The following is a 19,052-nucleotide window of genomic DNA, read 5'->3' on the forward strand; positions in this document are numbered from 1 at the left end:
GGTCCGGGGCGCCGACGTGGCGTCCCGGACCCCCTGGCCGGTGCCGGAGGTTCAGCCGGACAGGACGTCCAGCAGCCGGTCCACGTCCGCGGTGGTGTTGTACAGGTGGAAGGATGCGCGCAGGTTGCCCGCGCGGTCGGAGACCTCGATGCCCGCGCGGCTCAACTCGGGCTGCATGTGGCCCAGTCCGGGCACGGACACGATGGCCGAGCCGGGGGCGGGCAGCGGTTCGCGGCCGAGTGACGCGAGACCCGCGCGGAAGCGGTCGGCGAGGGCGAGGTCATGGGCGTGTACGGCGTCCACGCCGAGTTCCTCGACCAGGGCGAGCGACCGGCGCAGTCCCGCGTAGCTGAACAGGGCGGGGCTGACGTCGAACCGGCGGGCGGAGTGGGCGAGTTCGGCGACGGGGCCGTAGCAGCTGTCCCAGGGCCGCTCCCCCGCGACCCAGCCGGCCAGCAGCGGGGTGAGTCCGCCGAAGTCCTCCGGCACGACGAGGAAGGCGGCCCCGTGCGGGCCGAGCAGCCACTTGAAGCAGATGGAGACGCTGTAGTCGAAGTCGTCGGCGGCCAGCGGGAGCCAGCCGGCGGCCTGGGACCAGTCGACGCAGGTCCGCGCCCCGTGCGTCCGGGCCGCCTCGGCGACCGCGCTCAGGTCGGCGATCCGGCCGTCGGCGGACTGGGCGGCGCTGACCGCGACGAGCGCGGTGCCGGGACGGACGGACTCGGCGAGCCGCTCCAGCGGCACGGCACGCACCTTGAGGTCGCCGCGGACGTGGAAGGGGTTCACCACGGAGGCGAAGTCGTCCTCGGCGGTGAGCACCTCGGCGCCGGCCGGCAGCGAGGCGGCGACCAGCGCGGTGTGCGCGGCGACCGAGGGGCCGGCGGCCACCCGGGTGACCGGGACACCGGCCAGCCGGGCGAACGCGGCCCGGGACTCCTCCACGTCCGTGTGCAGCGAGGTCAGCGGTCTGCCCTCGGCCCGGACGCGGGCCGCCTCGGCCAGGGCGGCCACGGTACGGGCCGGGAGCAGCCCGCTGCTCGCGGTGTTGAGGAAGGTGTTCTTCGGTTCGAACTCGGCCCGGACGACGCTCTCGAAGTTCTCCATGGGACCACTCTGCGGTCCCGTGAAGTCACCGTCCATTGCGCGTTCTTGGAGGGTTCCGCCAACGAACGCTTATGGATGGGCCCCGAGCTGGGCTTTCGTCACTGCGGCAGCGCGCACCCGTCGGGACCGCAGGACTGCGCGTCGTCGGTGCCGGCGGCGCCGCCGACCGGCTTGAGCGCCGGACGCTCGCCCCACGCCTGGGTCAGCGCCTGGGTGAAGACCTCCGCGGGCTGGGCGCCGGAGACGCCGTAGGTGCGGTCCAGGACGAAGAACGGCACGCCGTTCGCGCCGAGCTGGGCGGCCTCGCGCGCGTCGGCGCGGACCTCGTCGGCGTAGCGGTCCGGGTCCGCCAGCACCTCACGGGCCGCGTCGCCGTCCAGTCCGGCCTCGACGGCCAGCTCGACCAGCCGCTCGTCGCCCTCGGTGTAGACGGAGCGCTCCTCGGCGAAGTTGGCCCGGTACAGGATCTGGAGCAGCTCGTCCTGGCGGCCCCGCTCCTTGGCGAAGTGCAGCAGCCGGTGCATGTCGAAGGTGCTGCCGTGGTCGCGGTCCCGGGTGCGGTACGCCAGCCCCTCGGCGGCGGCCTGGGTGCCGAGGTTGTCCTCCCCGGCCTGGGCCTGGGCCTGGCTCATGCCGTACTTCTTGGTGAGCATCGTGAGCACGTCCACGGTGTCGCCCTTGGCGCGCCCGGGGTCCAGCTCGAAGGAGCGGTGCACGACCTCGACCTGGTCACGGTGCGGGAAGGCCGCGAGCGCCTTCTCGAAACGGGCTTTTCCGACATAACACCATGGGCAGGCGATGTCGCTCCAGATCTCGACGCGCATGTCTTCGGCTCTCTCCGGGTCGTACGGGTACGGAGACTCCCTCCGCCGGGTGCGTGAACGTTCAAACAGCCCACGCTATTCCCGCACGCCCCGGACGACCGGGATCCGGGCTGCCCGGGTCCCCTTCACGACCGGGATTCCGGGCTGCCCAGGCCCCCGTACTGCCGGGATTCCGGGCTCAGCTGCCGTCCCGCAGGTCGTCCGGCCAGGCGGGCCGGAACTCGATGTGGTCGTAGGTCACGACACAGCCCTCCCCTATCGGCGACTGCGACATGAAGCCGACCAGGGCGGCGCCCGTCTCCTTCTCCCCGCCGAGGGTGAACAGCCGGACGAAGGTCCAGCGCTTGCCGTCCCGCGAGGCGTGGAAGGCGAAGGCTCGGCCGGTCCTGCTCACCCGCAGCCAGACCGAACTGCCTTCCACCGTGAAGGAGTTGGCGTCGTCGGAGTGCCCCAGGGTGACCACCGTGCACACGGTGGGCACGTCCGGGGAGTACTCCAGGCAGAGCTTGGCCCAGGCCCGCTCGCCGACGTGGACGTAGAGCACCCCGGCGTCGAAGGCGGCGGCGAAACCCACCGTGACCCGGGCGATCAGCTGGAAGTCGCCCTCCGGCGCCCCCAGCAGCCGGGGTGCGTCGGTGGCGGGATCGAGCGCCTCGCCGGTGGGCGACACGAACCGGTCCTGCCGGGGTCCGGCCCATCCGCTGAGCATTCCGTCCTCGTAGGCCCAGTGCCCGTCGGGGCCGTAGGTGCGCAAGGAGAAAGGGAGTTCGGGGAGTTCGACGTCCATCGGCGGATTCTCTCAGGTGCTCCGGAGGAACCCGAGGGGGGTCCGGGTCCCGGGTCGTGTCCGGGTCGGCAGGCGGCCGTGCGGCGGGGGCCGTACGGCCGCCGAGGGAGCGCACGGTCCCCCTCGGCGGCCGTACGGGACCTCGAGAGGGGACTTACCGCTCCAGCCGTCCGTCGAAGCGGCGCGGCAGCCCCAGCGGGTTGTCGTCCTTCAGCTCCGGCGGCAGCAGGGCCTCCGGCGCGTTCTGGTAGGCGACGGGCCGCAGCCAGCGCTCGATGGCCGTGCCGCCGACCGACGTGGACGTCGAGGTCGTCGCCGGGTACGGGCCGCCGTGGTGCTGGGCCGGTGCCACCGCGACCCCGGTCGGCCAGCCGTTGACCAGCACGCGGCCGGCGAGCGGGGTCAATTCGGCGAGGATCTCCGCGCCGCGCCCCTCGCCCGCCGCCTCGCCCTCGGACAGCTGGACCGTCGCGGTCAGGTTGCCCGGCAGCCGCGACAGCACTCCGCGCACCTCGGCGTCGTCCTCGTAGCGGGCCACCACGGTGACCGGTCCGAAGCACTCCTCCAGCAGCAGGTCGTACTCGCTCTCGGCGGTCAGCCTGCTCGCCGGTACGGTCAGGAAGCCCGCGCTCACCGTGTGCTCGCCGCCCGCGCCCGGGGTCACCGGGGAGTCCACGTCCGCCAGCCCGGCCCGCTCGGCCACCCCGGCGACGAAGTTGTCGCGCATCCGGTGGTCGAGGAGGACCCCGGCCTCGGTGGCGCTGACGGCGTCCGTGAGGGACTTGACCAGCCCGTCGCCCGCGGCACCGGCCGGCACCAGCACCAGCCCCGGCTTCACGCAGAACTGGCCGACGCCGAGCGTCATGGACCCGGCGAGCCCGGCCCCGATGGCCTCGGCGCGCTCCACGGCCGCGGCCTCGGTCACCACGACCGGGTTCAGCGATCCGAGCTCGCCGTGGAAGGGGATCGGCACCGGCCGGGCGGCCGCCGCGTCGAACAGCGCGCGCCCGCCCCGGACGGAACCGGTGAAGCCCGCGGCGGACACCAGCGGGTGCTCGATGAGCTCGACACCGGCCTCGAAGCCGTGCACCAGGCCCAGCACACCCTCCGGGATGCCGTGCTCCGCGGCGGCCCGGCGGACCACCCTGGCGACCAGCTCGGACAGCGCCGGATGGTCGGGGTGGGCCTTGACCACGACCGGGCAGCCCGCGCCCAGCGCGCTCGCGGTGTCGCCGCCCGCGACGGAGAAGGCGAAGGGGAAGTTGGACGCCGAGTAGACGGCGACGACGCCCAGCGGCACCTTGTAGCGGCGCAGGTCCGGGATCGGCGGCGTGGCGGTGTCGTCGGGGTGGTTGATGACCACGTCGAGGAAGGCGCCCTCGTCGACGATGTCCGCGAAGGCCCGCAGCTGGAAGCAGGTGCGGGCGAGCTCCCCGGTCAGCCGGACCGGACCGAGCGCGCTCTCGGCGTCGGCGGCCTCGACGAGCTGGTCCCGGGCCGCCTCCAGGTGCGCGGCGGCGGCACGCAGGAAGGCCGCGCGGACGGTGCGGTCGGCGAGCGCGCCGCGCGCGTCGTGTGCCGCGCGGACGGCCGCGTCCACCTCCTGGGCCGTGGCCGCCACCGCAACCTGTTCACGCTGCTTCCCGGTTCGGGGGTCGACACTCCAGACTGGTGCTGCTGCCACCGCGGGTCCCTCCACATCGAATGCCGCATGCAATGCCGCAGTATGTACGTCATCCACCAGGGCGTTCGATATACTGAACACCGTCTCGGATGATGAATATGCTGTCGGAGACTATTTCCCGTCGAACGAAGGGGTCAAGGGCGATGTCGGCAGGCGAGACGGGGGGCGGAGCGCAGGTCAAGTCCGCGGTACGGACGGTTGAGCTGCTGGAATACTTCGCCGGACGGCCCGGCATGCACTCCCTCGCGTCGGTCCAGGAGGCCGTCGGCTACCCCAAGTCCAGCCTGTACATGCTGCTGCGCACGCTGGTGGAACTGGGCTGGGTGGAGACGGACGCGACGGGCACGCGGTACGGCATCGGGGTGCGCGCGCTGCTCGTCGGCACCTCCTACATCGACGGCGACGAGGTGGTCGCGGCGGCCCGTCCGACCCTGGACCGGCTCTCGGACGACACCACCGAGACCATCCACCTGGCCCGCCTCGACGGCACGAACGTCGTCTACCTCGCCACCCGTCAGTCCCAGCACTACCTGCGCCCCTTCACCCGGGTCGGCCGCCGGCTGCCCGCCCACTCCACCTCCCTGGGCAAGGCGCTGCTGAGCACGTACACGGACGAGCAGGTCCGCAAGTTGCTGCCCGAGTCGCTCCCGGCGCTGACCGAGCACACGATCACGGACCGTGAGAAGCTGATCGAGGAACTGCACCAGGTCCGGGAACAGGGCTTCGCCGTGGACCGGGAGGAGAACACGCTGGGCCTGCGCTGTTTCGGCGTCGCCATCCCGTACCGCACCCCGGCCCGGGACGCGATCAGCTGCTCGGTGCCGGTGGCCCGGCTCACCCCGGCCCACGAGCAGCTCGTGAAGGACGCCCTGTTCGACGCCCGCGACCGGCTGACGCTCGCCACCCGGAGGCTCTAGACACGATGGAAGTCGCCCTGCGCAAGGTGCACGACAGTGATCTGGCGGTCTTCTTCCGGCAGATGAACGACCCGGAGTCCCTGCGGATGGCCGCGTTCACGCCTCAGGACCCGGCCGACCACGACGACTTCGAGGCGAAGTGGCGGCGGATAAGGGACCGGGAGCTGGTCCGTACGGTGCTGGTCGACGGGGACGTCGTCGGAACCGCCTCGGTGTACGGGGAACCGGGCGAGCGCGAGGTGACGTACTGGGTGGACCGCGCCTACTGGGGGCGCGGGATCGCCACGGCCGCGCTGCGGCTCCTGCTCGCGGAGGTGAGCGAGCGCCCGCTGTACGCGCGGGCGGCGGCGGACAACGAGGGGTCGCTGCGGGTGCTGCGCAAGTGCGGCTTCCGCGAGAGCGCCCGGGCCACCGGTTTCGCCCACGCGCGCGGCGAGGAGATCGCCGAGATCGTGCTGACGCTGCGCGACTGAGACGGCAGGCGTCGCCCTGTATGAACATACGATGAGAAACCGGACGGATGGGAACTGTTCCCCTCCGCCCGTTCGTCTGTCCGAGCGGGATGAACAAGACGATCAGGCGGGCGTCGGTCTTCGCGCTGCTCCTCGTGTTCGCTCTGCTGGTCAGGGCGACATGGGTGCAGTTCTACGAGGGCCAGGCACTCGCGGACGACAAGGACAACCGGCGCAACGCGATCACGACGTACGCGGATCCGCTCGGGAACATCGTCGTGGCCGGTGAGGCGATCACCGGCTCGGCACGGACGAAGGACGGAGATCTCCGCTACCGACGCACCTACACGGACGGCGAGCTGTACGCGGCGGTGACCGGCTACGCCTCGCAGAGCTACGCGCCGACCCAGCTCGAGGGCGTCTACCAGGACCTCCTCAACGGCACGGACGACCGCCTGCGGACGGTCATGGACACCGTCACCGACAAGCGCGCGGATCCCGGGAACGTGATCACGACGATCGACCCCGCCGTGCAGAAGGCGGCGTACCGGGCGCTCGGCGACAACAAGGGCGCGGCCGTCGCGATCGACCCGAGGACCGGCCGGATCCTGGCGGTCGTGTCGACTCCGTCGTACGACCCCTCGTCGCTCACGGACGCCAACACCGCGGGGACGGCGTGGCAGCGGCTCACCGCCGACGCCGAGAAGCCGCTGACCAACCGGGCGCTGCGCCAGCCGCTGCCGCCGGGCTCGACCTTCAAGCTGGTGGTGGCGGCCGCCGCGCTGGAGAACGGGCTGTACACGTCGGTGGACCAGCACACCGACAACCCCGCCCCGTACACCCTGCCCGGGACCAGCACGCCCCTGAGGAACGAGAACGCCTCGGCGCCGTGCGCGGACGCCACGATCCGGGTCGCGTTGCAGTACTCCTGCAACAACGTCTTCGGGCACATGGCCGTGCAGCTCGGGCAGGACAAGGTCCGGGCCATGGCGGAGAAGTTCGGCTTCGACGACGACACCCAGGACGTCCCGGTCCGGGCCTACGCCAGCGTGTACCCGTCGGGCATGGACGAGGCGCAGACGGCCCTGTCGGGCATCGGCCAGTTCGACGTCACCGCGACCCCGCTCCAGATGGCCATGGTGTCCGCGGCCATCGCCAACGACGGGAAGCTGGTCTCGCCGCACATGGTCGCGCAGATCACCGACGGCGGCGGCGACGTGCTGAAGAACTACGACGACGAGGCGACCGGCACCCAGGTCGTCGGCTCCGCCACCGCCAAGCAGCTCCGGTCGGCGATGCAGACGGTCGTCGAGCAGGGCACCGGCACGAACGCCCTCATCGACGGGGTGACCGTGGGCGGCAAGACGGGCACGGCCCAGCACGGCGAGAACAACAGCAAGACGCCGTACGCCTGGTTCACGTCGTACGGCACGTCCGACTCGACCGGCGAGGAGGTCGCCGTGGCGGTCGTGGTCGAGCAGTCGGACGCGGCCCGCTCGGAGGTCAGCGGCAACGGGCTGGCCGCGCCGGTGGCCAGGGCGACGATGAAGGCGGCGCTCAAGTAGCGGCCGGGCAGGGGGCGGTCCGGCCGGGCCGCCCCCGCCGGTCCTACTTGACCCCGAGGAGCTGCTCCACGGGATCGATCGCGAAGTACACCAGGAACAGCGCCGAGACGGCCCACAGCAGCCAGTTGACCTCCTTGGCCTTGCCCAGCACCGTCTTGATGACGACGTAGGCGAGGAAACCGGCGCCGATGCCGTCGGTGATGGAGTACGTGAACGGCATCGCGACGATGGTCAGGAACGCCGGGATCGCGATCTCGAACTTGTCCCAGTCGATGTGCTTGACGTGGGTCATCATCAGGAACCCGACCGCGATCAGCGCGGGCGCCGCGGCCTGGAGCGGGACGATGGTCAGCAGCGGGGTGAGGAAGAGCGCGAGACCGAACAGGCCGCCGGTGACCAGGTTGGCGAAGCCGGTGCGAGCGCCCTCGCCGACGCCCGCCGCGGACTCGATGTAGGCGGTGTTGGAGGAGGCGGAGCCCAGCCCGCCCGCGACGGCGGCGGCGCCGTCGATGAACAGCACCCGGCCGATGCCCGGCACCTGCCCCTGCTCGTCGAGCAGCCCCGCCTCGGCGCTGATCCCGACGATGGTGCCCATGGCGTCGAAGAAGTCCGACAGGACCAGGGTGAAGACCAGCAGGACCGCGGTGAGCGCACCGGCCTCGGCGAAGCCGCCGAACAGGCTGAAGTGACCGACGAGGCCGAAGTCCGGGCTGTCGACGATCTTGTCCGGCACCTTGGGGGTGGTGAGTCCCCAGCTCTTGATGTCGGCGACGGCGTCGATGACGATCGCGACGACGGTCATGGTCACGATGCTGATGAGGATGGCGCCCTTCACCTTGCGCGCGAGCAGCGCGATGGTGAGCAGCACACCGAGGCAGAAGACCAGGACGGGCCAGCCGGTGAGCCGGCCGACGGCGCCGAGCTGCACGGGCACGGTGGTGTTCGCCGCGTCCGGGATGCGGCTGACGAACCCGGCGTCCACGAAGCCGATGAACGCGATGAACAGGCCGATGCCGACGCCGATCGCCTGCTTGAGCTGCTGCGGGATCGCGTTCATGATCGCTTCCCGGAGGCCGGTGAGCACCAGGACGCAGATCAGGACGCCTTCGAGGACGACGAGGCCCATCGCGTCGTCCCAGCTCATCAGCGGGGCGATCTGGAAGGCGACGACGGCGTTGAGGCCGAGGCCCGCGGCGATGGCGAGCGGAAGATTGCCGCCGATCCCCATGATGACGGTCATCACGCACGCCACCAGCGCGGTGGCGGTGACCAGTTGGCCGGTGTCGAGCGTGTGCCCGAACTTGTCCTTGGCGCTGCCGAGGATGATGGGGTTCAGGACGAGGATGTAGGCCATGGTGAAGAACGTGGCGAAGCCGCCGCGTATCTCCCGGCCGATGCTGGAGCCTCTGGCGGATATCTTGAAGAACCCGTCGACCCCACCTGCCGCCGGTGGTGCGGCACTTGGCCGGTTGTCGACCTTCTGCGCTTCGGACATGGCGATTCTCCTCGTTGCCTGCGTGCTCGGTGTGCGGATGCTGGCTGGATTGTTCCCCTCTCCAAGCACTTTCAGGTTTTCTTCGTGTTACGGAATCAGACTGGAGCGACCACACGCGCCCGAAGCCCCACACATATACGACGGTTGAGCGCAGCTACACACCTACGCCTTCAAGGCCCCCTTCTGTACCCCGAGACCATCGCCGACCGAACAAGGCCGTCTCGACACCTTGAACCCCGTTGCCCAAAAAGGCCGATGGCAGCGCATGCTTACGTGCACTGCCATCGAGCATTCAGCTTGTACCGCTGAGGGGGTCCCGGTGGTCCCGGTCGGCGGTCGGCCGCCTGGGTCAACGAAGTTCGAAGTCCCGCACGCAAGCGGCAGTCGACCACTGCCACACTCCCGGCTCCCGTCCCCCGCGTCAGGCGCCCCTGTCATCCGGGTGGCACGCCCGACGTCTCCGCAGGACGCCGCAAGCCGCAAGCCGCAAGCCGCAAGCCGCACCGAGAGGAAACCACCCGTGGGCACGGTCGTCGGCGACGCCGCAGTCCCGGAAGAGGTCTTCCGCGTCGTCCACCTGCAGGGCACGACGCGCCCAGAGGTCGAGAAGTTCTCCGTCGGCGCACGTCTCCACCCGGGAGCGGACGGAATCGGGAACCGGAACACCGCACCCCGCAAGGATGTTCAGGGGCATCTCGACCCCCTTCTGGACACGCCCCTCCTCGCGGCTCTCCTCACGCCCTTCCTCGGCGAACGAGTTCCGCCAGAAGTACTGCGTTGCCGTCATCAGGCCCCTCCACATCTGCCGGGCCTGGGGATCCGCCAGGCACGAGTCGGCAAACTGCCCGAAGACCGCGGCGGTACCCGGGTCGGTGGTCCGCAGGGCGGCGTCCAGGGATTCCAGGACTCCGAAGCTCAGGTCGGAGGCGGAATGACTGGACCCGACCTGGTCGCACGACTTGCTCAACAGGCTGGCGAAGGACTGCGAGGCGAGCCGTGACCACCCTGGACAACTGGCAGACGTCATCCCTCCGGCGGGTCCTGCGGCAACAACCACCTCGAACCCGCACCCGCCACGTTCCACCTCCGCGAGAGCGACACCCCGAGCGGCATCTTGCACCGGTCCCCCGCCTTACGGCTCAATCGTGCGAGCGCCCGTTTACGAGAGTGTTGAATCCGCTCGCCCGGGAGACCGACCAGTTCTTCAGCGAACTTGCCACTCACTTTGCGGGACGGGGCCTTCCGAAACGTCGCCACAGCGGTCGGACCATTCACGTGAGACGAAAACCGGACGGCTCAGCACCACGTCGTCCACGCGCTGGGCCCGCGCCACGACACCCAGCACATTGCAGGAGGAATCCCCGTGCTGGTTATACGTCACCATCCGGTCGCGTGCCTCCAGATAATCGATGAACTGGTCTTCCAGTTCGGACGGTACCCGTCCCACCCATCGCATGCCAGCCAGAACGACCTGCGGACCGTTGCGTGCATCGATCGCCACACAGGCCAGCAGATCGGACGTGTCGTAATACGTTGACAACACCGAGGCCGGCGCCAGGGGTGCCGCCTCGAGGAGGTCAAACACGACACCACCGCTCGATCCGGGAACACCGCCTGTCTCGAAGGCCCTCACCGCAATCGGGCGCAGCGCCTCTTCCACTTCGTCACGGGTCATCCCGAAGCGAAGAGGCCCCACCGTTTCAAGCGGACTCGCGGACCATTGGGCCCGTTCGGTCTCGCCGAGCGCTCCACATCGCATCGCCACGGTAATCGTTCCCTTTCTCCGGCGTGTACATCCATCCTATCGGGCGAAGAGTTCGGGCCGAGCGGTCACCTATGGGCTTCTCCTCGGAGCCCTGCCGTGTATCAGTCCGGTATTCCGCAGGACTCCTTGCAGGTCGCGGTACCAGACATTTACCGACCGTCCGCTTTCGAGGACATGCGGAAGGATGTTCACGCAGCCCTGCCCTCCAGCGCCACCGCAGACGTAGTGGTTGTTGATGACGATATTCGCAAAGTCGATGCCCTCGTCATTCATCCAGAGAGCAACCTTCGGCTCCGCGTGTGCCGCGGCGTCCCACTGGACGTTGCGGCCGCTGGCCTGCTGAAGCATGCCGTTGGCGCGACGCTGAGCCGCGTCGTTGCCGCTTCTGAACTCCGAACCGATCACGGAACCGTTGGCGTCTGTCGGCACGGCGCTGGTGACGTGGTCGCCGAGACCGTCCATGGCTTCCGAGATGTTGTCCTCGAGACAGTTGTGCACGAGGAGGGGCGCACTACCCGCGAGCACGTAGTACGTGTGCACCATGCTGACGGTGAGGTTGTGGACCGTGGCGTCCTGCACGGTCCAACGCTCGACCGCCGTGATCTGGACCAGCGTGCCGGCGCTGGTGCGCAGCCACTCGCCCGCCTTGAGGTCGGTCGCGTCGATCCAGTCGCCGAGCTCGGGGACCCAGAAGGGGTGCTTGTCGGTCGCAGTGACCTCGGCGGTCTTCGAGCCCTTCTTGCCGTCGACGTCGACGGTGACCTTGACCAGATGCTTGACGCCCTTGCCGAGGATCTCGGCGGTGACCGTCTGTGCCCGCGTCTCGCCGGTCTCCGGGTCGGTCGCCAAGACCTTGTCGCCAGCCTTGACGTCCTTGATCGCCTTGGTGGAACCGTCGGCCATCAGGACCCGGGTCTCGGGCGTGAAACTGTTGGTCGTGCAGGACGGGGCCGGCTCCGAGCCGCCGCCGCCCGAGTCCTCCTTGCCGGACCCGTCCCTCGAACCGCCGGACTTCTCCTCCGCCTTGCCGCCGCCCTTCGAGCCCTTGGACTGGGCCTGCGTGCGTGCCTTGGTCTGAACCGGGTTGCCCCGGGCACCCTTCGAGCCCGTATGGGACTTCTTCTTGGCTGCCTCGGCTGCGCGTTTGGCTGCTGCTCGGGCTTTTCGTTTGGCTTCTGCCGCGGCTGCTTCCGCCGCCTTCTTCGCCTTGATCAGCGCGGCCTTGGCCGCCTTCGCCGCCTTCAGGCCGATCTCGGCCACGCGCTTGGCCGCCTTGAACGCCTTGACCGCGCTCATGGTGCCCTTGAAGGCGCGCCACATCTTCTTGCCCTTGGAGAAGACCGAGGTCCACGGGATGGCGTCCATCAGGAGGCTTCCGCAGGCCCACAGGTCGCCCTGGGTGAAGCAGCCGACGACGTCGTTCCAGCCGATGAACTCCTTGAACACGGCCCAGCCGGTCGCGAGGATCACGTCGCCGATGGAGCGGCCCAGGGTCTTCTGGTACTCGGCGATCTTCGCGTCCAGCGCCGCGATCGAGGCGTCGAAGCTGGAGGCGGAGGACGTCAGACCCGAGGGGTCCGAGTGCGTCACCGGGTTGTTGTTCGCGTACGAGTAGCCGTTGGCCTGGAGCGGGTCGCTGTCGTCCAGGACCGGGTCCGCCGAGATGAAGCGGCCCGTGCCCGGGTCGTACTCGCGGGCGCCCATATGGGTCAGGCCCGTCTCCACGTCGTCGTCACCCGTGTGGAACCCGGTGTGCGTGCGCATGGGCATGCTCACCGCACGCTCCTCGCCCCACGGGTCCCTCTTCTGCACCCGGACCTGCATCCCGCCGTCCAGGCGGACCTCCGCCAGCGGGGTGCCGTTGAGGTCGGTCGCCTGGGCGAACAGGTGCTCGCTGACGCCGGCCGTGTTGTTGGCGCCCTCGCGGAACCGGGTCACCGACGGGCCGCCGATGCCGGCGTACGTGCGCTCGACGTAACGGACCTTGCCGGCCGTGGTCAGCGAGACCTTGGTGTCGGGAAGGTTCAGGATCGCGCCGGCGCTGGTGCGCTCCAGCAGCCGGTTGCCCATCGCGTCGTAGACGTACGTCGTCTTGGACGCGGGCTTCCATATCTGTCCGGCGACGGTGGAGTTGCAGGTCGCCAGGGTGAGGTCGGTGCCGACCGTCGTCGCCGGGGCCGACAGGCACAGGTTCGTCGAGGTGCTCGTGACGTACTTGACCTGGCCGGTGCTCAGGGTCTGCCAGCGCTGCGTCGCCGCCGTGCCCTTGTCACAGGCCTGGATGACGACGGCCGAACCCGCGGTGGCGCTGCCCGGCTGGAAGCACTGCCCGCCCACGATGAGCTGGCCGATCGTCGCGTCCTCGACCGTGCCGTTGCTGTCGGTGTCGGTGGCCTTGAAGCGGAACTGCTGCGACTTGTTGCCGTTGCAGACGTAGATCTGGATGGCGGTGCCGGCCGTGGCGGTCCCGCCCGAGAGGTCCATGCAGAGGTCGCCGACGCCGATCCAGGCCCCGGAGCCGTCGGCGCCGAAGCCGGTGACGGACTCGGCCTTGCCGTCCCAGGTCCAGGTCATGGTCTGGGCCGTGTCGCCGCCGGTGGAGCGGGTCTCCATCGAACCCGCGGCGTCGTAGGTCTGCGTCGAGCGGGTGGTGACCGCCGCGCCCGCCGCCGTCGTCGACTTCGTGGTGTACGAGGTCAGCGTGTGCGGCTGGTCGTTCTTCGCGGTGTCGCTGGTGCCGTAGGCGTAGTCGGTGACGACGTCGCCCTTGGTGTCGCGCACCCCGGAGGCGAAGGTCGGGTCGGCCTTGTAGGCCGTCTTCCTGGTGCGGTTGCCGAGGGCGTCGTAGTCGTACGACTGCCAGTAACCGTCGCCGTTGGACGAGACGTTGACCTTGCCGTCGGTGTAGACCGGCTCGGCGGTGGTCTTGCCGGAGGCGGTGCAGGCGCCGCCGCCCGGCGTCGTCCACGCCTCCTTCAGCTGGCCGAGCACGTCGTACTTGAAGCACTGCTGGTCGGTCGCGGTGCCCGTCTTGTCCGCGACGGACAGGACGTTGCCCGACGGGTCGTAGGCGTAGGAGCGCTTGCTGACCTCACTGCCGGGGACGACGGTGGTGTCGGTGGCGCTCTCCCGCACGAGCCTGCTGGTCAGCAGCTCACCGGTGGACTCGTTGAAGGTGTTCTCCTGCCACAGCCGGTGGCCCTGCTCACCGGTGGTGGAGCGGAGCACCTGGCCGTAGGGGGAGTAGGAGGCCTCGGTGGCGTACCAGTTCTTGCCGGAGACCGAGATCGGCAGGCCGGCCTTGTTGTAGCGGGTGACGACGTCCTCGGCGTCGAGGCCGCCGGCCGCCGGCGCCGTGTACGTCTCCAGCTGGCCGTCGGCGTTGTACTTGTACGTGTACTTGTACTGGGTGGCGAAGCCGTCGGCGGTCAGGCCCGCGGTGGACCCCGGCGGCAGGGCCGTGGTCATGTCCGTGGGCTGGTAGTCGGAGGTGTAGCCGCCGATCGTGGTGGTGTACGCCTTGCCGTCGGTGTAGCGGGTCGCCGAGGCGAGCTGGCCCTTGCCGCCGGTCGCGCCGTCGTAGGCGTACGTCTGCGCGAGGGTGGAGGTGGTGGAGCCCTTCGGGGTGACCTTGACCTGCTCGACGCGGTTCAGCCGCTCGTAGGTGTACGAGACGGTCTGACCGCGGGCGTCGGTCGCCTTGTCGACACGGCCGTAGGCGTCGTAGTCGGTGTGGGCAGCCCCGGCGTCCGGGTCGGTCGTGTCGGTGACCCGGCCCAGCGCGTCGTACTTCCACGTCCGCGTGTTGCCGACGTCGTCGGTGCTGGTGACCATGTCACCGCGCAGGTCGTAGTCGTACGTCGTGCTGATCGCGCCGGCCTCGGTCAGCGAGGCGTCGCTGAAGGTGTCCTGCTGCGTCGTGCGGCCCAGCGCGTCGGTCCACACCCGGGAGGCGGGCGTGCCCTGGGGCTGGCGGATCACCGTGTAGTCGAGGCCGTACTCGTAACGGGTGCGGCGGTCCTGGCTCTTGTGCGCCACCGAGCCGTCGCTCTTGTAGTACGTCGCGCCCGTCTGCGCGAAGGAGCTGTGCACCGGCGTGACCGTGAGCACGCGGCCCAGGCCGTCGTACGTGTACGAGGTCGCGTTGGGGACCAGCGACTCGGAGGCCGGGACGACCAGTTCGGTGTCCGGGTCGCCCTCCATGTAGTACGCGTTGCGGGTGTAGCGGACCTGACCGGCGTTGTTGTGGAGCGTGTCGGTGATCAGCCGGCCGCCGTCGACCGCCGGGGTCTGGGTCTGCCGTTCGCGGCCGAGACCGTCGTAGATCGTGGTGGAGGACTCGTACGTCCCGTCGCCCGCCGCGGTGCTGGGGTTGTCGGAGAGGGACTCCGCCACCACCGACACCGGCTTCTTCGGGTCGATGTTGTACGTGTACTTGACGGTCGGGTCGTCGGTGGCGGTCTGGGTGGCGTCCCAGGCGGCGACGGCGCGGCCCAGCGGGTCGTACTCGTAGGACTCGACCCGGTTGTTGGCGTCGGTCGACCTGATGGTGACCCCGCGGCCGGGCTCCAGGACGGTGGTGTCCTTGAAGCCGGTCTCGGTCCCGTCGACGACCTTGCTGCCGGTGATCGTCTCGATCGTGTAGACCTGGCCGCTGTCGGGGAGGTACGTCGTCTTGTTGACCACGCCCGTGGGGTCGGTGACCTTCGTGACGCGGCCGGTGGGGTCGTACTCGGTGCGCGACTCGGGGTTGCTGGTCTCCCAGCCGGTGCCGGCGCCGGTCGGCGCCTCCGTCTTCGTCACCAGGCCCTTGGTGGGCGTGGCGGTGGAGGAGGTCGCGCCGTCGTAGTACATGCGCGAGCCGGTGACCAGCGTGGAGCCGGTGGCGCTGGACAGGTCGGTGGAGCAGGTGCTGGTGCCGCTGGTGGTGACGGTCCGGGCGACCAGGCCGATCAGGTAATTCGTGCCGGACGTGTTGTGCACGTACGAGGTGGCGGTGCACGACTCGTCGCCGGAGACGGCCGTGTCGCCGTAGTCCTTGACCTTCGTCGGCAGGCCGTACGTGGGGTCGTACTCGGTCTCGGAGGTCACCGTGCGCAGGTACGAGCCGTCCGGTCCCTTGACCGAGGCCTTGGAGATGGTCGTCGTCCTGCCGAGCGTGACGCGCTCGGAGACCACGTCCGGGCCGTCGGTGCGGTTGCGGGTGGCCAGCCGGACCGGGGCGTCGGGGATGTTGATCGTGCGGGCGATCCAGCCGGTGGCGGTGTCGGCCGACGTGTCGGGGTAGGTGAGCGACTCGGCGACCATGCCGGCGTACGCCTTGCGGTCGGTCGCCAGGGTCGCGCCGGTGATGTCGGTCGTCACGACGGAGCGCTTGACGTCGTCGGAGGACTTCTCCGGGGTCTCGTCGGCGACGACGTCGTCGTTCATGCCGCGGAAGTAGCGGGTGACGGACTTGGAGGCGACGCTGCCTTCGTTCGCGTCCGTGGCGCCGGTGGTCGTGGTGACGACCGGGTAGCCGCGGAAGTCGTCCCAGGTGCGCTTCTTGGGGCGCGAGAACTCCGACTGGCTCTTGGCCCACAGCGCGCCGTCGACGGCGTCGCTGTCGGTGGCGTAGTCGTACGTCGTCACGATGTTCTGCGCGTCGGCGAGACGCGGGAACTCGGTCACCTTGTCGATGACGTACTTATGGAACCAGGAGATCCGCTTGTCCTCCAGCTCACCGTCGGCGTGCCAGTACGCCGGGTAGCAGAGGGAGTGGTTCTCGTCGATCGCCGGCCGGGTGGCGCCGGTGAGGCACTTGCCCTCGGGCGCCTTGTATTCGACGTGCGTGCGGCCGCCGTACTCGGAGACGACGTCCTGGATGCGCAGCCGCGCGAACAGCGGGTCGGTGTCGGAGGAGTTCTTCTTGACCCGGTTGGGCAGCGCGTTCTCGTTGTGGCCGAAGGAGACCGGGTTCAGCCGGCTGGTGGAGCCGTCCACGGCGTAGCCGGTGCGGGTGATGGACTCCAGCCAGAGCGCGGTGTACTCCCCGGTGAGGTTCCACGGGAAGGACTGCTTCAGGCCCCAGGAGTCGACCTTCGACAGCGAGGTCGTGCTCGCCGAGTCACCCTCCAGACCGCAGGCGTTGCGCTGGCCGGTCTCGTTGCCGTCGGCGTCCGAGGAGTACTCGGTCAGCGTCACGCCCTGCTCGCGCTGGGTGCAGGCGTCGACGGAGGCGAGGCGCTTGCGGGACCAGAACGTCGGCGCGTACGTGGAGCACTTCTTGCCGGTCGCGCAGGCCAGGTCGGCGGGGGTGTCGAACCAGGGCCGGGTCCGGTCGGACTGCTTGGAGTCGAAGTTGCTGTTCGAGCACGCCACGTTCAGGGCGGGGTCGTCGAAGCAGCGCTCGGCGGCGTTGAACCTGACCCGGCCGAGCGGCTCGGCGGAGAAGAGGGTGGTGGCGCGCTGGCCGTAGTCGATGTGGGAGAGGTAGCCGCCGCGGTCGTACTCGACCGCCTTGGCCTCCTTCATGTTGCGCGCGTAGGCGTTCTTCTCCTTCTCCCACCACAGCGACATCGCGTTGCCGTTGGTGTCCACGACGTAGTCGAGCTGGAAGCGCCAGCCCTGGTCGCAGAAGGAGTCCTCGAACTTCGTGGCGTGGCAGGGGTCCTCGGAGTGGTTGCCGGCGACCGGCACGTTCAGCACCGACTTGGTCTCGGCCTTGCCGGAGGACCAGCCCGGGAGCCGGTTCAGACCGAAGAAGTACTGGGTGCCGTCGTCGGTGGTGACGCGCCAGAACTCACCGTTGTCGTCACCGTTGTTGGAGCTGTAGGTGACGTCCGATGCCGACACGCCCGTCGCGTCGGCGATGACCTTCTTGTAGTCGGCCTCGGTCAGCAGCTCGACGCGCATGTTCTCGCCGCGCGCGCCCTTCCACTCCTTGGTGGTGTCGTCGCGCACCAGCTCGGTGGTGGTGCCGTTCAGGGAGAGGACCGCGTTGGACGAGCCCCAGCACTGGTCGCCGGTGAAGTGCTTGGCGTTGTTGGCGTCGGCGGTGTCGGCGGCGCAGCCCACGAAGGTGCGGGTGATGGCGCCGGGGTTGTAGTCCCAGCCCTCGCCGACCCACGAGACCTGGTTGTTGGTGGACGACGTACGGCCGTCCGAGGTCTGCGAGTTGTAGCTGAGGGTGACGTTGGGCGTCGGGCCGGAGGGGACCTGCGGGGCGGCCATCGTGTAGGAGTAGCTGAAGGCGCCGGAGGAGCCGCCCGCGGTCCAGGAACCCGCCGAGACGATCGGGCTGGCGGAGAAGTCGCCGCCCGCGCCGGCACCGTAGGAGCTGCCCACGAGGAGGCCGCCGCCGGAGGAGGAGGCGATCTGCTGGACGGCGTCGGCCGCGCTCTCGTGCCAGACCGCGGAGTCGACGTGGCCGGCGTCCGTGCTCACCGCGGTGTTCGTGGTGGACTGCCCGGCGGCGACCGAGTGCAGGTCGGCGGTGTCCAGGGTGACGTTGACCAGGGTCTCGGGTACGTCGATGGTGGTGTCGGTGTCGCCCGTGACCTCGTCGGAGGCGCTGTCCTCGCCGGTGTCGGCCTCGGAGCCCGAGGAGTCTCCGGCGTCCACCGGCACGGTGACGGTGGAGCCGGTGCGCTCGACCTCGGTGGTCACCGGGATGCCGGTGGAGCACTCCTCCAGGTCTGGGGTGTCGGCGTAGCAGGCCGGCATCAGGGTGAAGGAGAGCCGGTCGAGCCACTGGGCGCTGTAGGTCTCGGCGAGCTTGGTGGCGTCGATGGAGACGACCGCGTCACCGGTGGCGGTGGCGGGGGCGTCGACCGCGAGCAGGAAGCCCTGGGCACCGTTCGCGACGGCGTCGGCCTCGGGTGCGGCGGCGACGCTCCACTGGCCTTCGAGCGCGTCGGCCTCGGCGGGGGTGGCACCGTCGGGGGCGCCGACGCCGATGGACATCGTGCCGTCGGTCGACTTCGCGACCTCGGTCGTGCCGCCCGCGGTCAGGTTGTCGACGGCCTTGGTGCCGGAGGCCTGGGGTACCTCGGCGACCGCCGCGGGCGCGTACGCCTGCTGGGGATCGGTCGCGGCGGAACCGGAGAGCTCCTCGAGATCGTCGGTCAGTTTCTCGTCGACCGGGACGGCGTCCGTCTCCTGGAGGTCCGCGAGCTCGACCGCCGTACGGGGGACGTCGGGACCGAACGCGACGGCGTCGGGCAGCAGTGTGACGTTGAGGGCGAGAACCAGCCCGGCGACGACGCCGACCCTTGCTCTGCGGCGGACCAGGCGTTCACGAGGCGATCTCGCCAGCGAACCCCTGCCGCACCAGGACAGCACCGTACGCACGGTCAAGTTGGCTCTTCCTTCGTGACAGCCCATCAAAACCGTCCGAAGCGGTGGCACTTGGTGGGAGTTGATCTACAGGTCAAGCACGAAAATAAAGACAACGTGAAGATCGCCGTCAAGACTCATCG

At 69.8% G+C, this 19,052-nt stretch carries 11 protein-coding genes; 3 read left to right on the forward strand and 8 right to left on the reverse strand.

All coding sequences use genetic code 11. From position 1 onward, the window contains the following. Positions 1-51: 51 nt before the first annotated feature. The 4 genes from ACZ60B_RS30530 to ACZ60B_RS30545 form a co-directional block, all read right to left on the reverse strand. Complete coding sequence (locus tag ACZ60B_RS30530) at positions 52-1,104, reverse strand: aminotransferase class V-fold PLP-dependent enzyme (protein WP_469392589.1); 1,053 nt, start codon at positions 1,102-1,104, stop codon at positions 52-54. Positions 1,105-1,202: 98 nt separating this feature from the next. Then, positions 1,203-1,928 carry a DsbA family oxidoreductase gene (locus ACZ60B_RS30535; RefSeq protein ID WP_469392591.1) on the reverse strand — a complete coding sequence of 242 codons (726 nt, stop codon included), beginning with the start codon at positions 1,926-1,928 and terminating at the stop codon, positions 1,203-1,205. Between the two features lie 178 nt (positions 1,929-2,106). Then, positions 2,107-2,715 carry a DUF1349 domain-containing protein gene (locus ACZ60B_RS30540; RefSeq protein WP_392622020.1) on the reverse strand — a complete coding sequence of 203 codons (609 nt, stop codon included), beginning with the start codon at positions 2,713-2,715 and terminating at the stop codon, positions 2,107-2,109. Between the two features lie 154 nt (positions 2,716-2,869). After that, a complete protein-coding gene (locus ACZ60B_RS30545) occupies positions 2,870-4,399 on the reverse strand; it encodes an aldehyde dehydrogenase (NADP(+)) (RefSeq protein WP_469392595.1) in 1,530 nt (509 codons plus the stop codon). Between the two features lie 143 nt (positions 4,400-4,542). Here ACZ60B_RS30545 and ACZ60B_RS30550 point away from each other — a divergent pair, with 143 nt between their 5' ends. The 3 genes from ACZ60B_RS30550 to ACZ60B_RS30560 all read left to right on the forward strand — a co-directional run bounded on the left by ACZ60B_RS30550 (position 4,543) and on the right by ACZ60B_RS30560 (position 7,333). Further along, positions 4,543-5,316, forward strand: coding sequence for an IclR family transcriptional regulator (locus ACZ60B_RS30550; RefSeq protein ID WP_152892745.1), 774 nt, complete (start codon positions 4,543-4,545; stop codon positions 5,314-5,316). Between the two features lie 5 nt (positions 5,317-5,321). Then, positions 5,322-5,789, forward strand: coding sequence for a GNAT family N-acetyltransferase (locus ACZ60B_RS30555; protein WP_469392598.1), 468 nt, complete (start codon positions 5,322-5,324; stop codon positions 5,787-5,789). An 89-nt stretch (positions 5,790-5,878) separates the two neighbouring features. Further along, a complete protein-coding gene (locus ACZ60B_RS30560; RefSeq protein WP_469392600.1) occupies positions 5,879-7,333 on the forward strand; it encodes a peptidoglycan D,D-transpeptidase FtsI family protein in 1,455 nt (484 codons plus the stop codon). Positions 7,334-7,376: 43 nt separating this feature from the next. On the opposite strand, the gene ACZ60B_RS30565 is transcribed toward ACZ60B_RS30560, so the two are convergent. The 4 genes from ACZ60B_RS30565 to ACZ60B_RS30580 form a co-directional block, all read right to left on the reverse strand. Further along, on the reverse strand, positions 7,377-8,828 hold the full coding sequence (locus ACZ60B_RS30565; protein ID WP_469392602.1) for an NCS2 family permease: 1,452 nt from the start codon (positions 8,826-8,828) through the stop codon (positions 7,377-7,379). Positions 8,829-9,249: 421 nt separating this feature from the next. After that, the gene (locus ACZ60B_RS30570) at positions 9,250-9,615 is read right to left on the reverse strand and encodes a hypothetical protein (RefSeq protein ID WP_469392604.1); all 366 of its coding nucleotides are present in this window, start codon (positions 9,613-9,615) and stop codon (positions 9,250-9,252) included. Positions 9,616-10,032: 417 nt separating this feature from the next. Then, positions 10,033-10,503, reverse strand: a complete 471-nt coding sequence (locus ACZ60B_RS30575; RefSeq protein WP_469392606.1) for a hypothetical protein — start codon at positions 10,501-10,503, stop codon at positions 10,033-10,035. Positions 10,504-10,662: 159 nt separating this feature from the next. After that, positions 10,663-18,924, reverse strand: a complete 8,262-nt coding sequence (locus ACZ60B_RS30580; protein ID WP_469392717.1) for a ricin-type beta-trefoil lectin domain protein — start codon at positions 18,922-18,924, stop codon at positions 10,663-10,665. Positions 18,925-19,052: the final 128 nt, after the last annotated feature.

Source organism: Streptomyces sp. NPDC104096 (assembly GCF_055584385.1).